Source organism: Novosphingobium sp. YAF33, from assembly GCF_052113265.1.
Taxonomy (GTDB): domain Bacteria; phylum Pseudomonadota; class Alphaproteobacteria; order Sphingomonadales; family Sphingomonadaceae; genus Novosphingobium.
In genome coordinates this window covers 185,206-200,158 of record NZ_JBFRCW010000006.1, presented here as the reverse complement: position 1 = coordinate 200,158, position 14,953 = coordinate 185,206, and the positions used below count along the sequence as shown (strand labels likewise).

Annotated in this window: 14 protein-coding genes; 10 read left to right on the top strand and 4 right to left on the bottom strand. The window is 66.4% G+C overall.

Features of this window, described 5'->3' with window-relative positions; translation table 11 throughout:
• Positions 1–264: 264 nt before the first annotated feature.
• Positions 265–1,263 carry a sensor histidine kinase gene (locus AB4Z00_RS13725; protein WP_132265220.1) on the top strand — a complete coding sequence of 333 codons (999 nt, stop codon included), beginning with the start codon at positions 265–267 and terminating at the stop codon, positions 1,261–1,263.
• Positions 1,264–1,321: 58 nt separating this feature from the next.
• Here the strand turns inward: AB4Z00_RS13725 and AB4Z00_RS13720 are convergent, their stop codons facing one another.
• On the bottom strand, positions 1,322–2,788 hold the full coding sequence (locus tag AB4Z00_RS13720; protein WP_442046321.1) for an OprO/OprP family phosphate-selective porin: 1,467 nt from the start codon (positions 2,786–2,788) through the stop codon (positions 1,322–1,324).
• 593 nt (positions 2,789–3,381) lie between these two features.
• Here AB4Z00_RS13720 and AB4Z00_RS13715 point away from each other — a divergent pair.
• The 8 genes from AB4Z00_RS13715 (at position 3,382) to AB4Z00_RS13680 (ending at position 11,153) form a co-directional block, all read left to right on the top strand.
• Complete coding sequence (locus tag AB4Z00_RS13715) at positions 3,382–4,425, top strand: substrate-binding domain-containing protein (RefSeq protein ID WP_442046320.1); 1,044 nt, start codon at positions 3,382–3,384, stop codon at positions 4,423–4,425.
• A 37-nt stretch (positions 4,426–4,462) separates the two neighbouring features.
• Positions 4,463–5,836, top strand: coding sequence for a phosphate ABC transporter permease subunit PstC (pstC, locus tag AB4Z00_RS13710; protein ID WP_132265224.1), 1,374 nt, complete (start codon positions 4,463–4,465; stop codon positions 5,834–5,836).
• On the top strand, positions 5,829–6,761 hold the full coding sequence (pstA, locus tag AB4Z00_RS13705; protein WP_134095270.1) for a phosphate ABC transporter permease PstA: 933 nt from the start codon (positions 5,829–5,831) through the stop codon (positions 6,759–6,761). The genes pstC and pstA overlap by 8 nt, the downstream gene beginning before the upstream one ends.
• Before the next feature lie 4 nt (positions 6,762–6,765).
• Positions 6,766–7,527, top strand: coding sequence for a phosphate ABC transporter ATP-binding protein PstB (gene pstB, locus AB4Z00_RS13700; RefSeq protein WP_132265227.1), 762 nt, complete (start codon positions 6,766–6,768; stop codon positions 7,525–7,527).
• A gap of 128 nt (positions 7,528–7,655) precedes the next feature.
• On the top strand, positions 7,656–8,351 hold the full coding sequence (gene phoU, locus AB4Z00_RS13695) for a phosphate signaling complex protein PhoU (protein WP_132265229.1): 696 nt from the start codon (positions 7,656–7,658) through the stop codon (positions 8,349–8,351).
• A complete protein-coding gene (phoB, locus tag AB4Z00_RS13690; RefSeq protein WP_086490131.1) occupies positions 8,348–9,034 on the top strand; it encodes a phosphate regulon transcriptional regulator PhoB in 687 nt (228 codons plus the stop codon). The genes phoU and phoB overlap by 4 nt, the downstream gene beginning before the upstream one ends.
• 278 nt (positions 9,035–9,312) lie before the next feature.
• Entirely contained in the window at positions 9,313–10,332 is a 1,020-nt protein-coding gene (locus tag AB4Z00_RS13685; protein WP_442046319.1) for an LLM class flavin-dependent oxidoreductase, read from the top strand.
• Between the two features lie 8 nt (positions 10,333–10,340).
• Entirely contained in the window at positions 10,341–11,153 is an 813-nt protein-coding gene (locus tag AB4Z00_RS13680) for an IclR family transcriptional regulator (protein ID WP_442046318.1), read from the top strand.
• A gap of 63 nt (positions 11,154–11,216) precedes the next feature.
• Here the strand turns inward: AB4Z00_RS13680 and AB4Z00_RS13675 are convergent, their stop codons facing one another.
• Entirely contained in the window at positions 11,217–12,287 is a 1,071-nt protein-coding gene (locus AB4Z00_RS13675; protein ID WP_314464663.1) for a glycosyltransferase family 1 protein, read from the bottom strand.
• The gene (locus AB4Z00_RS13670; RefSeq protein WP_134095273.1) at positions 12,284–13,213 is read right to left on the bottom strand and encodes a UDP-2,3-diacylglucosamine diphosphatase; all 930 of its coding nucleotides are present in this window, start codon (positions 13,211–13,213) and stop codon (positions 12,284–12,286) included. Before AB4Z00_RS13670 ends, AB4Z00_RS13675 begins: the two co-directional genes overlap by 4 nt.
• Before the next feature lie 220 nt (positions 13,214–13,433).
• Here AB4Z00_RS13670 and AB4Z00_RS13665 point away from each other — a divergent pair, with 220 nt between their 5' ends.
• On the top strand, positions 13,434–14,108 hold the full coding sequence (locus AB4Z00_RS13665; RefSeq protein ID WP_132265239.1) for a response regulator transcription factor: 675 nt from the start codon (positions 13,434–13,436) through the stop codon (positions 14,106–14,108).
• 59 nt (positions 14,109–14,167) lie between these two features.
• On the opposite strand, the gene AB4Z00_RS13660 is transcribed toward AB4Z00_RS13665, so the two are convergent.
• Positions 14,168–14,947 (bottom strand): hypothetical protein, encoded by a 780-nt coding sequence (locus AB4Z00_RS13660; RefSeq protein ID WP_442046317.1) that lies wholly within the window; start codon positions 14,945–14,947, stop codon positions 14,168–14,170.
• Positions 14,948–14,953: the final 6 nt, after the last annotated feature.

The following is a 14,953-nucleotide window of genomic DNA, read 5'->3' as shown; positions in this document are numbered from 1 at the left end:
CGCGGTTGCAGCATGACACGGACTGCGTGCGACGTGCTAGGCGAGAGCGCGCAAAACCTCAACCTCGTTTGCACGGATTGAACAGGAGAAGTGGCCGCAAGCGCATTTGGCATCGGGTGATCCCGGTATTTTCCGCAAGTTCGTTGCGATGGCGTCTTTGTCCTGTCGTCAGGTAAGGGCATGGAGAACGATCAGCAGCCGCGCTAACGGCCTCGACAGTCCGCATCGGAGAGGCAATCCGGGCGAAGAACAGGAAGCACGATCATGGCCGGTGACGGCACCCACCTCCTCGAACACCTCCAGACCCCGGCGATGATGGTTTCGCGCGGGCAGGTCCGCTTCGCCAACAGCGCCGCCCGGGCGCTTCTGGGAGCGCATATCGTGGGGCAGGACGTGCGTATCGCCATTCGCGAACCGCGGGCCGTGGGCGCGATTCTCAGCGAGGAGGGCGGTATCGCCCGCGTCTCAGGGCTTTCCACCGGCGGCAGCGTCTGGGAAGTGGATTGCCGCGTGGTTTCGGCGACGGACCGCCTGGTCAGCCTTTACGACCTGTCGGAACGCGTCAGCGTCGCCAAGTCGCACGCCGATTTCGTCGCCAATGCCAGCCATGAACTGCGCACCCCGCTCGCCAACGTGCTCGGCTATGTCGAGACGCTGCACAATCCCAAGGCCGGCGGCGACGAGAGCGTGCGCACGCGCTTCCTCGACACCATCCGCCACGAGGCGCAGCGCATGCAGGCGTTGATCTCGGACCTGATGTCGCTCTCGCGGATCGAGGCGGTGAAGCACGAGGTCCCCTCGGAGCGGGTGGAGATGGTGGCGCTGGCGAAGGAAATCGCGGGCGAGGCGCGGGGCGATGCGCAGATCACCGTCCATTCGAACGGGGACAACGCCGTCGTCACCGGCGATCGCGGGCAACTGGCGCAAGTGCTGCGCAACCTCATCGACAACTCGCTCAAGTACGGCAAGCAGGGCGGTCCGGTGGACGTCGGCCTCGAATCGACGCCGACCGGCTGGCTGCTCGTCACTGTCAGCGACCACGGCGACGGCATCTCGCCCGAGCACCTGCCCCGCGTGACCGAGCGCTTCTATCGGGCGGACACCAGCCGCAGCCGCATGGTCGGTGGGACCGGGCTGGGGCTGTCGATCGTCAAGCACATCGTCGAGCGCCATCGCGGCCGCTTCGATATCGACAGTCGCCCGGGCATGGGCACGACCGCCTCGCTGATGCTGCCGCTGCGCAAGGAAGAGGCCGGCGCCTGAGGCGTCTGGCCGGCTGGTCGCCTGGCTGGCTGACCGGCTGGCCAGGCAAGTTCGGCCTTTAGAAGTCCAGTTCGAACCGCGTGCCCACGACTTGCGCGTCGTAGTCGGTCTTGCCCGAAGTGGTGGGGGTGGCGCCGGTATAGGCCAGGAGCGCGTAGTTCACGTTGAAGCGCAGGTTCTGGATCGGCTCCCAGACGAGCGCGGCGATATAGCCGTTCTGGGTGCCGCCGCGAATGTCGCGGTCGTTGAGGTCCAGCCAGTCGTAGCGCACCGTGAGCAGGACCGAGCCGAAGCCGTCCTGGCCCAGCGGGTGGGCAGGCTTCTCGACGCGGAAGATGCCTTCCTTGAAGCCCCGGTGGTCGCCCTTGGTAAGGAAGATGCCGGTCTCGGCATAAGCGCCCTGGAAAGTGACGGTGGAGGCGTCGAGGCGGTCGGCGGTGAGTACGTGATATTCGGCCGCCGCATGCCAGCGGCCCCGGATCGCGGCGAATTCCAATCCGTAGTGATCTTCTTCCGAGACGTTCATCGCCGGGGTGCCGATCAGGCGGGTATTGGTGGAATGCACATAGGGCCGCTGGCGGTAGCGCGTGTCGCTGTCCGCCAGGCGCCCGAGCCGGCGCCAGTGGGCCGAGCCGCCGAAGTGGAGCTGGAAGTCGCCCACCTTGGGCGAAAACGCCAGGCGCCCGTCGAGGCCGAAGCTGTTGTTCTCGTCGCCGCCGTTCTCGCCGTCGTTGCTGTTGGAGAGTGCGCCGATATCGTCAGTGAACACGCCCGCCTGCGCCAGCCAGGGGCCCTTGTTGTACTGGAACGCCATGCCCAGGCGGCGCTCGAAGTTGAAGGCGTCCGTGAAGGCGGCGCGTTCCATCACGCTGCCGCTGGTGTCGCCGGTCAGTTCGTCCAGCGACTGGAACGAGTTCTGGTTGCCCAGCCGGATCTGCCAGGGGCCGGTGTGGTAGCCGACATATGTGTCGACGAGGTCGACGGCGTTGTCGGAAAGTTCGAGTTCCAGCTTGTAGTCGAAGCCCGCGCCGATGGCGCCTTCCGCGCCGAGGCGGATGCGGCGCATCTCGCTGGAGAAGCCGAGGCCCTTGTCGTGGAGGCCCTTCGGCGCGCCCACGTAGTTGGCGTCCGCCTGGATGCGGCCCTTGACCTTGAAGAGGTTGTCGCCCTTGGCGAACTGGGGGCTGCCCTTCCACTCGATGGCGGTGTCGTCCTTGGCCTTGGCCGCGCCGGCGGATCCTGCAGTTCCGGCAGCGAGCGCCGCGGCAGGGGCCGGCTGCGATCCTGGACCGGCGGGGGATCCGGCATCGGTGGCTGCGTCGGGGGCTGCACCGGGGCCGCCGCCGCCGGGCGCGGCGGCGTTGAGCCGCGCTTCCATGGCCTCCATCTGCGCCTTCATCGTGCGGATCTGCGCCCGCAGTTCCTCGGCCTCCCGCGCCGAGATGGCCTGGGCATGGGCGCCCGGTGCGGAAAGAACGACGGCGACCGCGGTCGCGCTGGCCATGATGAGACGCATATCAGGCATTCTCCTAAGCGCTGCACCGATGTGCCGGGCGCGACGAGGCCGATTATTGCCGTTCAATGACAGTTTGATGACTAATGTGACGGTGAATGTGACGAATATGACGATCAGTATCAGCGCTTCGTCCGGGCGATTCGACCGCCCCTTACAGGTTAGTGTGCCCAAGCCCCCTGACCCGGTGAATTCCGCAAGTCCGAATCGAGACAGGCGCAAGCCAGTCCCCGAAACGACCGGCATCCGCAGGGGCGGCGCCGGAGCGATCCGAGTCGCGGCAAAGTTTCTCATCGACATGGCCGGGAAACAATCCCGACACACCGCGCATGGAGGGCGCCGGGTCGCAACGCGACTCCATGAAGCGGGAAGGTGGGGCCGTCCGCGGACGCTTTCATGACATTACCCGGTCGGGCGGCATGGCCAGGCCCGACAGGAGGGACCTGGGCGCAAATGGGGTTTGGCCAAGCTCGCCCGAAAGAGGTATGGAGCTGCGAACCGCCCGGATTTGCGTGACTTGGCGAGTTATGTCACTTCATTGTCATGGAAGTGTCATCCTACCCCAATAGGGGCGTCGGAGAATGAAAGCCCAAGGGGTTAAAACCATGCGTTCGACCAAGACCATCATCTTCACCGCTGCCTCCGTCCTGGCTCTGAGCGCCTGCGGCGGATCGGGCGGCTCGACTGCGGGCTCGCGCGATTTCGTGCGGGCCGTGGGTTCCTCCACCGTCTATCCTTTCGCCACCGCCGTGGCCGAGCAGTTCGCCAAGGCCGGCGGCAAGTCGCCGGTCATCGAATCGACCGGCACCGGTGCGGGCATGAAGCTGTTCTGCGCTGGCGTCGGCGCCCAGCACCCTGACATCGAAGACGCCTCGCGCCGCATGAAGAAGTCGGAATACGACGAATGCGTCAAGAACGGCGTGACCGAGATCGTCGAGATCCAGGTCGGCATCGACGGCATCGCCTTTGCAGAAGGCAAGAGCGGCCCGAACATGAAGCTGACGCCTGCCGACATCTACAAGGCGCTGGCGGCCAATCCCTTCGGCAAGCCGAACACCGCCAAGGCCTGGAAAGACGTGAACCCCTCGCTTCCGGCCGAACCGATCCTCGTCTACGGCCCGCCGTCGACCTCGGGCACGCGCGATGCGCTCAAGGAACTGATCCTTGAAGCGGGCTGCAAGACCGATGCCGCCACCGCCGCGCTGAAGGACAGCGACAAGGACAAGTACGAGGCGACCTGCCACGACATCCGCGAGGATGGTCCTTATGTCGACGCCGGCGAGAACGACAACCTGATCGTCCAGAAGATCTCGCAGAATCCCAAGGCGATCGGCATCTTCGGCTTCTCCTTCCTCGAAGAGAACGCGGGCACCATCAAGGGCATCCCGATGTCCGGCATCGTGCCGACTTACGCCTCGATCTCCGATTTCTCGTACCCCGGCGCGCGTCCGCTCTACATCTACGTGAAGAAGCAGCACCTCGCCCCGATCAAGGGCCTGCAGGGCTACGTGGCCGAATGGGCCAAGTCCTGGGGTCCCGATGGTGCCCTGAAGGCCAAGGGCATGGTGATCTCGCCTGACGACGTTCGCGCCAAGAGCGCCGACATCGTCGCCAAGATGACTCCGCTCGATCCCTCGGTTCTGAAGTAATCCCCTTAGCGGGCAGGGACGCGAAGGGCGGCCATACATGATTCTTACCGGAGTACTTCTGGCCGTCCTCGGCCTCGGTCTCGTCGGCTGGTTTGCCGCACGGGGCCGGGCCCGGCTGCTCCATACCGGCCGCGGCACGATGCATTCGATGCCCGGCTATCACGCATGGCACGTCGCCCTGTGGATCGTCGTCCCGGCGCTGATCGCCTGGGGCGCGTGGCAGGCGATCATGCCGGGTCTTGTCGACGGGGCGGTCATGGCCGACCCCGCGGCAGCCCAGCTTCCCGCAGACCCGATGAGCCGCGCGGCGATCCTCGCCGAAGCCAAGGCCATTGCCGACAATCCCGACACGGTGGCGTTCAACCCGCTGTCGAACGCGATGTCCGTGCCGGTGCGCGACGCCCATTCCCGCTTCGGCCTGATCGGCGCGCTCCTGGTGGCGATCGTCGCCCTGGCCGGCGGCGGCTGGGCCTTCACCCGCATCCGGGCGAACTTCCCGGCGCGCACCCAGGTGGAGCGCGGCATTCTGGCGCTGCTGCTGATCGCCTCGCTGATGGCGATCCTCACCACGTTCGGCATCGTCGGCTCGCTGCTGTTCGAGGCCGGACTGTTCTTCCGCGACGTCTCGCCGATCGACTTCCTCACCGGCATCCACTGGTCGCCGGGCAATGCGCGCAGCGATAACCTTGCCGACAGCTTCGGTGCGGTGCCGCTGTTCTGGGGCACGATCTACATCGGCGCGATCATCGCCATGATCGTGGCAATCCCGCTCGGCCTGATGAGCGCGGTCTACCTCACGCAATATGCCTCCAGCACCGTGCGCAAGTGGCTCAAGCCCATGCTCGAGATCCTGGCCGGCATTCCCACCGTGGTCTACGGCTACTTCGCCGCGCTGACGGTGGCGCCGATCTTCCGCGACTTTGCGGGTTCGCTCGGCATGGCCAACCCCTCCACCGAGAGCGCGCTGGCGGCCGGCGTGGTGATGGGGGTGATGATCATCCCCTTCGTTTCCTCGATGGCCGACGATGCGCTCGCCGCCGTGCCCCGCGCCATGAGCGACGGTTCGCTGGCGATGGGCGCCACCCGGTCCGAGACCATCAAGAAGGTGCTGCTCCCCGCTGCGCTGCCGGGCATCGTCGCCGGCGTGATGCTGGCGGTCAGCCGCGCCATCGGCGAGACCATGATCGTGGTCATGGCCGCGGGCGCCGCCGCGCGGCTCTCGCTGAACCCCTTCGATTCGATGACCACGGTCACCTATCAGATCGTCCAGATGCTGACCGGCGACCAGGAGTTCAACAGCCCCAAGACGCTCTCCGCCTTCGCGCTGGGCCTGGTGCTGTTCATCGTCACGCTGATCCTCAACATCATCGCGCTCCGCGTCGTGAAGCGCTTCCGGGAAGCTTATGAGTAACGCAGGTCTCAGTAACGCGCGCTCGGGCATCGAGCCCCTCGGCAACGCGCGGTGGCAAACGCCGGAGGCCAAGCGGCGGATCGCCCGTCGCAACGCCGCCGAACGCCGCTTCAAGCTGATCGGCCTCGGCGCGATCGCCCTCAGCCTCGCCTTCCTGGCGCTGCTGCTGGTGATCATGCTGAAGAACGGCCTCGGCGGTCTCGACTGGAATTTCCTGTCCGGCTCCGACTCGACCGATCCCGACATCGCCGGCGTGTGGGGCGCGGCCAAGGGCTCGCTGCTGACGATGCTCGTCACTTTGCTGCTCTCGTTCCCGATGGGCGTGCTGGCGGCGATCTACCTCGAGGAATTCGCCCCGCGCAGCCGGTGGATCGAATGGATCGAAGTGTCGATCAACAACCTGGCGGCCGTGCCCTCGATCATCTTCGGCCTGCTCGGCCTGGCGGTGTTCATCAACACCCTGGGCATGCCGCGCAGTTCGCCGCTGGTCGGCGGCCTGACCCTGGCGCTGATGACGATGCCGGTCATCGTCATTTCCGGCCGCAACGCGATCAAGGCGGTTCCGCCGTCGATCCGCGACGCGGCCCTCGCGATCGGCGCCAGCAAGATGCAGACCGTGTTCCACCACGTCCTGCCGCTCGCGCTGCCCGGCATCCTCACCGGCACGATCATCGGCATGGCCCGCGCCCTGGGCGAGACGGCGCCGCTGCTGATGATCGGCATGCGCGCCTTCGTCGTGACGCCGCCGGGCGGGATCACCGATCCCTCCAGCGTGCTGCCGATGCAGATCTTCCTGTGGTCTGACGAGATCAATTCCGGTTTCGTCCAGAACACATCCGCGGCCATCATCGTCCTGCTGATCTTCCTGCTGGCGATGAACGGTCTGGCCATTTACCTTCGAAACAAGTTCGAAGTCCGCTGGTAGGGACATGACAAAAGCCAAACTCACCGCCCGCAACGTCGACGTCTTCTATGGCCCCAAGAAGGCCATCAACGACGTCTCGATCGAAATCGACAACGGGCTCGTCACTGCCTTCATCGGGCCTTCGGGCTGCGGCAAGTCGACCTTCCTGCGTTCGCTCAACCGCATGAACGACACCATCGCCGACGCCCGCGTCACCGGTGAGATCCTGCTCGACGGCGAGGATATCTACGCCGCGGCGATGGACCCCGTCGCCCTGCGCGCCCGCGTGGGCATGGTGTTCCAGAAGCCGAACCCGTTCCCCAAGTCGATCTACGAGAACGTCGCTTACGGTCCGCGCATCCACGGCCTGGCGCCGTCGAAGGCGGACATGGACGGGATCATCGAGAACGCCCTGACCAAGGCCGGCCTGTGGGACGAAGTGAAGGACCGCCTGCATGATGCCGGCACCGCCCTTTCCGGCGGCCAGCAGCAGCGCCTCTGCATCGCGCGCGCCATTGCCGTCAGCCCCGAAGTCATCCTGATGGACGAGCCGTGCTCCGCGCTCGATCCGATCGCCACCGCGCGTATCGAGGAACTGATCGACGAGCTGAAGGACACTTACGCCATCGTCATCGTCACGCACTCGATGCAGCAGGCGGCCCGCGTGTCGCAGCGCACTGCGTTCTTCCACTTGGGCAACCTGGTGGAATACGGCGACACCAGCCAGATATTCACCACCCCGCGCGAGGAAAAGACCAAGGACTACATCACCGGCCGCTACGGCTGAGGTCGGTTCGAAATTCGCCGCAAGGCGCGTTTCGCGGCCGGCGCCGGGACGAAAAGGCCCAGCGGGCATTTTCCGAACAGACTGCGAAGCCGGTGCTATAAGTCAGGGACACTCAGGGAAGACACCAAATGGTCGATCATACAGTCAAGGCCTTCGACAGCGAGATCGGGCAGCTTCGCGGCCTGGTCGCCGAGATGGGCGGCCTCGCCGAAGTCGCCATCCGCGACGCCATCATCGCGCTGTCGCATCATGACGAGGAACTGGCCGCGCAAGTCGTCGCCGCCGACGCCCGCCTCGATGCGCTGGAGGCCGAAGTGGACCGCCTGGCCGTCCGCACGATCGCCCTGCGCGCACCCATGGCCGACGATCTGCGCGACGTGATCGCCGCGCTGAAGATCTCGGGCGTGATCGAGCGCATCGGCGATTATGCCAAGAACATCGCCAAGCGCGTCAATGCGCTGGAAAACCGCGGCAAGATCGAGCCGCTCGAACTCGTGCCGATGATGGCCGAGATCGCCGAGGGCATGGTCCGCGACGTGCTGAATGCCTATGGCTCGCGCGATGCCGCGCTGGCGCAGGAAGTGATCCGCCGCGACGAGAAGCTGGACCAGTTCTACAACACGCTGTTCCGCTCGCTGCTGACTCACATGATGGAGAACCCGGCGACGATCTCCAGCGCCGCGCAGCTTCTCTTCATCGCCCGCAACCTCGAACGCATCGGCGATCACGCGACCAACGTCGCCGAAATGGTCTATTATGCCGCGACTGGCGAATACCACGCCGAGCGCGACAGCCAGACCGACGATACAAGGGACCTGCCGTGAACCCCTCCGTTCTCGTCGTCGAAGACGACCGCGCGCTCTGCGAACTGCTCACCTGGAACCTCAGCGCCGAAGGCTATCAGGTGCGCAGCACCAGCGATGGCGAGGAAGCGCTGCTGATGGTGCAGGAACAGGCGCCTGACGCCATCATCCTCGACTGGATGATCGAGCATGTGCCGGGCATCGAAGTCTGCCGCCAGCTCCGCAAGGACAAGGACACGGCGCAGATCCCGATCCTGATGCTGACCGCCCGCGGCGAGGAAGAGGACCGCATCCGCGGCCTCAAGACCGGCGCCGACGATTACGTCACCAAGCCGTTCTCCCCGCGCGAACTGCTTGCCCGCATCGAGGCGCTGCTGCGCCGCGCACGGCCCTCGCTGGCCGGCAACGTGCTCCAGTGGGGCGATATCGAGCTGGACGCCACCAGCCACCGCGTCCGCCGCTCGGGCGAGGCGCTGCATCTCGGCCCCACCGAGTTCCGCCTGCTGCGCTACTTCATGGAACGTCCGAACCGGGTGGTCTCGCGCCAGCAGATCCTCGACGGCGTCTGGGGCATGGATTCCGACATCGACGAGCGCACCGTGGACGTCCACATCCGCCGCCTGCGCAAGGCGATCAACCGCGATGGCGACACCGATCCCATCCGCACCGTCCGCGCCGCCGGCTACGCGATGGACGTGACCTGATCGGGCCGGGCAGGGCGGCCATCGACAGCCGCTCTGCCCGCCGCCTGGTCCCGCCGTTCCTGCCAGGGCGGGCGGCTTCGCGGATCACCGCGGAAAATGCCGGGGCATCTGCGCCCGCGAGCAATCGGGAGGCGGTCTTCGGTGATGGGCGGACTTGGCCCGAGCCGATAAGCTGCTTCCCATAAACCGCGCGCGGCCCGCGGACTCATCGCCCCCGCGCCTTGCCGCTGCGCCGCCCCTCGCTAGGCTTGTGCCCGGAACGGACGGGACAGGACGCGATGGGCGAGCTAGGCTTCGGCTACTTATACGACTTCCGCAATCCGGCGCCCTGGCGCCGCGCGCCCGAGGCGCTTTACGCCGATACGCTGGACGTCATTGCCGAGACCGAAGCGCTCGGTTTCGATGGCGCCTGGGTGCCCGAGCATCACTTGGCCGAAGACGGTTACATGACCTCGCCGCTCGTCGTGCTCGGCGCCATAGCGGCGCGCACCAGGCGGATGCGGATCGGCGGCGGCATCGCACTCGGCCCGCTTTACGAGCCGCTGCGCTTTGCCGAAGACTGCGCGGTGCTCGACACKCTCTCCGGCGGGCTGTTGGCGATGGGACTGGCGATCGGCTACCGCGCCCGGGAATATGCGGCGCACGGCCTGGACTTCACCCGCCGCGGCGCGCGGTTCGACGAATTCCTGCAAGTGGTGCGCCGGCTCTGGGCCGGCGAGACGGTGGATTTCGAAGGCCGTCATTTCCGGCTGGAGGGGGCCCGCGTGGCGGCGCTGTCCAGCCGCGGGCAAGTGCCGCTCTACATCGGCGGTTTCGCGCCCAAGGCCGTGGAACGGGTGGCCCGCTATGGCGATGGCTACTTCGGCAACCCCGATATCTGGCCGCTGTACCGCGCCAAGCTGGAAGAGCAGGGCAAGGATCCGGCGGGGGCCAGGATCTGGCTGCAGGAACTGATGCTCGTCGTCGCGCATGACAAGGCCGCGGCGATGGAGGAACTGGCGCCCTATTACCACCATGTGAGCAATAGCTACGCGGCCTGGATGGCCGAGGACAGGGCCCTCGGTATCGGGGGCAGCGCCGAGGATGCGGTGATGAAGCCGATGGACCTCGATACCTTCAAGCGCAGCGGCGCACTGCAGATCCTCACCCCGGCCGAAGCGGTGGAGCGCTTCCGGGCGATACGGGCCAAGGCGCCGGTCGAGCATTTCACCATGATGATGCCGCCCGGGCTTCCGGCGGAGCGCTTCCTTGCCTATGCCCGGACCTTCGCGGATGAAGTGATCCCGGCATTTCGGTGAGGGCAGGCTTGAACACGGTTACGCATCAGGACGCAGCAGTTCCCGAAAGCGCGGCGCGCGCTGCTTCTCCCCAGTCGGTCACGCGCGTCGTCCGGCTGCTGGAGGCGCTCTGCGCCAGCAGCGAGCCGGTTTCGCTGGCCGACCTCAGCCGCCGCCTCGCCACGCCGAAAAGCAGCCTGGCAGCGCTGCTGCGCGGGCTGGCCGACGAGGATTTCGTGATCGCCGCCGAAGGTTCCTGGCGGCTTGGCCCCGGCGCCTTCGGGCTGGGCAGTGCGCTCACCGAGGCGCGGCGGCGCCTGCAAAGCTCGGACCTGATTCGCGACGGCATGCGCCGCCTTTGCGCGGAAACCGGGGAGACCGTGCTGTTCGCCGTCGGCGACGCCCAAGGCGACCAGCTGACTTATGTGGACATGATCGAAAGCCGCAATGTCGTGCGCTATTCGGTCAGCGTGGGCGACCGGCGGCCGCTCTACGCCACGGCCGGGGGCCGCGCGCTGCTGGCGACATGCTCGCCGGAAGCGGTGGAGAGCTACTTGCGCCGCCTCGAAGCGGAGGCTTTCACGCCGGCTACGCTGGTCGACCCGCTGGCCCTGGGCGAGGCGGTGGCGACGGCCCGCGATCAGGGCGTGGCCCAGACGGTCGACCAGGCGGCGGAAGGGGTGACCGGCACTGCGGCCGCCATCCGCGATGCCGCCGGACTGGTGCTGGGCGCACTGGTGGTCGCAGCGCCCACGCCCCGCGCGCAGCACAGGCTGGAAGACCTCGCCGTGCGCGTGCGCAAGGAAGCTGCCGACATATCGCGCAGCCTGGGGTTTCGCTGAACGGGCAGGCCGGGCCGAAGCGGATTCGCCGGGGAAGCCGGTCTTTTCGGAACTGTCGCGCTGTCAGGCCGCGGCGCGGGTCGGGCGTTCCGAGGCTTCCAGCGCGCCCTGGATGGTGGTGAGGAACTGGTCGGTCGCGCGCTGCCAGGAGAAGCGCGCGCCCAGCCGGGCGGCATCTTCGCGGCGCACTGTCAGTGCGGTTGCTATGGCGCGTTCCAGCACGGTGTCCACGGCGCCGGCCGGCGCTTCCAGCCCCTCGTCGACGCCGCAGCCGTCGCGGCCCAGGATGTCGACCGGACCCGTCACCGGGAAGGCCGCAACCGGGGTGCCGCACGCCAGCGCCTCGATGACGACGAGACCGAAAGTATCGGTAAGGCTGGGGAACACGAAGCAATCGGCGGCGCGATAGGCGCTTGCCAGTTCCTCGCCGGACAGCGCGCCGAGGAACAGCACGTCGGGATGGCGGCGCTTCAGGCTTTCGAGCGCGGGGCCATCACCCACCACGACCTTGCTGCCCGGCACATCGGCGTCGAGGAAGGCGTCGAGGTTCTTTTCCGGGGCCACGCGGCCGACGTTCAGCAGCACCGGGCCGGGCAGGGCGGCCATGGCCGGGTGCCGTGCGCCTTCGGGCTTGAACTGCGCCTGGTCGATGCCGCGGCTCCAGCGGCGGGTATGACCGATGCCGCGCCCCGCCAGTTCCTCGGCCAGGCTGTCGGTAGAGACGAGCACGGCCTGGCTGGGCGCGTGGAAGCGCTGCATGATCGGCCAGAAACGCTCGGCGCTGAGGCCGGTGCGCACGGCGGCATACTCGGGAAAGCGCGTATGGAATGCCGAAGTGAACGGCACCCCGCGCGAAAGGCACCAGCCGCGCGCCGCCCAGCCGATCGGACCTTCCGTGGCGATATGGACGATCTCCGGCTGCGCCTTGTCGAGCATGCGGCGCACCCCGAAGCGCGGTGCCATGGCCAGCCGGATCGAGGCGTAGCCGGGCATCGGTACGGTGAAGAAGCGGTCCGGCGTGAGCGTTTCCACCTCATGGCCGCGCCGGGTCAGCTCGTCGAGCGTGGCCGAAAGCGAGCGGACGACGCCGTTGACTTGGGGAAGCCAGGCGTCGGTCGCCAGGGTCAGCTTCACTCGGCGGCCTCGTGATGGGCGGCTTCGTGGTGGATCGCCTCGACGCCTTCCGCGGTGTGGCCGCCGGTTTCCGCAATCCAGTCGATGATCGCGATGTGGCCCTGAAGATCCTCGACCAGCGCGGTGCAGCTTTCCACCCAGTCGCCGTCGTTGTAGTAAGTGATGCCGCCGAACTGGCGGATTTCCGCGCAGTGGATATGGCCGCAGACCACGCCGTCGAACCCGCGCGAAATCGCCTCGCCAGCGACCGCTTCCTCGTAGCTGCAGACGTATTGGACGGCGTTCTTGACCTTTTTCTTCATGTAGGCCGAGAGCGACCAGTACGGCATCTTCAGCTTGCGGCGCACCGCGTTGAAGATGATGTTGGCCCGAAGCAGCGCGCCGTAGGCCTTGTCGCCCAGGAAGGCGAGCCACTTGGCATAGAGCACCACGCCGTCGAAGGCGTCGCCATGCGTGACCAGCAGGCGGCGGCCGTCGAGCGTTTCGTGCACCGCTTCCAGCACCAGTTCCACGCCGCCGAAAGTGAGCCCGGCATAGTCGCGCAGCATTTCGTCGTGGTTGCCCGCGACGAAGACCACGCGGGTGCCGCGATGCGCCATCTTGAGGATGCGGCGGATCACTTCGTTATGGGCGTCGGGCCAGTACCAGCCCTTGCGCAGCCGCCAGCCATCGACGATGTCGCCGACGAGGTAGAGCGTCTTGCATTCCACCGAGCGCAGGAAGTCCACCAGCATCTCGGCATTGCAGCCGCGCGTGCCCAGGTGCACGTCCGAGATCCAGATGGTCTCGTACTTGCGCTTGGGGCGGAAGCCCTTGGGATCCGGCAAGTCGAGCCAGGCCGGGATGTTCGTTCCGGCAAAACCCGTATTGTTTCCGCCATTTCCGGCAGTGGCGTGTTCGAGAAGGGTGTCCACGTCTTTCCGCATCGTTGCGCCCCCGTTCCAGTTGCCCGGATAATGGCATTTTCCCGTTGCGCGCCCGTGACGGTTGCGGGTCACTTCCGTGACAGGTGCCGAAGGGGCCGGCGCGATGTTTTCGCTGCTCGATCTTTTCCGCCGCAAGTCATCGATATGTCACTTGTTCGTCACACTGGCGCGGCAATTAGCCGCGCGTAGTCCAGGTTTGGGGGTAATCAGGCAGGGGGCCATGCGGCGGATCGACATATTGCTGGCGAGTGAACTTTCGGGTGGTCTCGCGGCGTTCCGGCACGACGATTTCGATGTCGTCCTTCATCGCTGGACCGACTTTGCCGAATTGCCGCTGATCGAAGGGGCGCTCTGGGTCTTCATCGACTGGGTGCTGCCCGAGATGTCGGGGCTGGAACTCTGCCGCCGCCTGCGCGCGGATAGCCTGACCAGCCACGCCCACGTCACGATCGTGCTGGAAGAGGACAATGTCGACGACCGCAAGCGCGCGCTGCGCATGGGCGCGGACGACTACATGGTCGGCCCGCTGACCCGCTCGGCGCTGCTCGACCGCGTGCTGGGCGCAAATATCAGCGAACAGGACACCGCCAACGGCCGCGTGCTGGCGCAAGGCGAGCTTTCCGTGGACGTTGCCGCCTTCCAGGCCCGCTGGCAGGGCAAGCCGATCTCGCTGATGCCCAACGAACTGCGCCTGCTGCGCTATTTCATCGAGCATCCCGGCCGCGTCTTCACCCGCACGCAGCTGATCGCGGCACTGGGCAAGCAGGAACCCGCCGTCGACGAACGCACGGTGGACGTCTGGATCGGCCGCCTGCGCCGCGCGCTCAAGGGCGTGGGCGCCGGCAATCCCCTGCGCACCGTGCGCTCGCTGGGGTATGTGTTCGACGCGATCTGAGGGTTCGGCTTCGAGCATCGAATCCTGCGGCGTTTTTCCGACCTTTGCGGCGTCCTTGTCTAGGGCTCTTCGCTTCCTTGAAGGCGAAAGGTCGCAAAAGCGGAGGCTGGAATATGCGCCGTGTCGACCCCGTTGGTGATCCTCGCTTCCGGCAGGCCGAGATATTTCGCCGAGTTGTTCTGGAAATCGGCGTCTGGAACACTGGGAGCAGGGGCCCCGTTCAGGCGCTTGTCGCCGGGAACGAACGGGTGGTTATGCAGCGCGAACAAGGGAATCCATCCACTGCGAACGTCCTGGCCAACAGGAGTGGTCAGCGGCGTTGCCTTGCCGATGCCATTTCGATTGACGGTGTAGATATAGACGCGAACCGTTTTCTGGTCGGATGAGAGCAGGGCAAACGCCGCGAACTCCGTAGGGGCGGAAATCATGTTCAGCCGCTCATGTTGGTCCAGAAGCAGGCGCTTTTCCAGACAGGAAGCGGGTTTCATCCAGTCGTCCAGATGGCTGGCGACAAGACGATTGTTGAACGTGTCGTTAGTCTTGAGGATCTTCGCCGGATTGCCGTCGAAACCATTGTTCTCAATCTGCCTAAGGTAGCCTTGATAGGCAGGACCCGTCGGCGTCCCAGTTTCATCCCATTGCTGGTCGTTCGGAAGGTCCCATCGGCGGAGCAGCCGCGAGCCCGTGGCGTGGGCAGGCCCGTCTTCGATCAGGACGGTCGTCACGCCGCTAAGCTCGCATCTGACGCCTCGCCTCCCGAGCGGGACGCCGGTTTCGGTCGCGCAGCCCCAAAGAAGCAGGGAGATGGCGGCGGCGGTCAGCGAGGATCTGGCTTTCATTTAAAG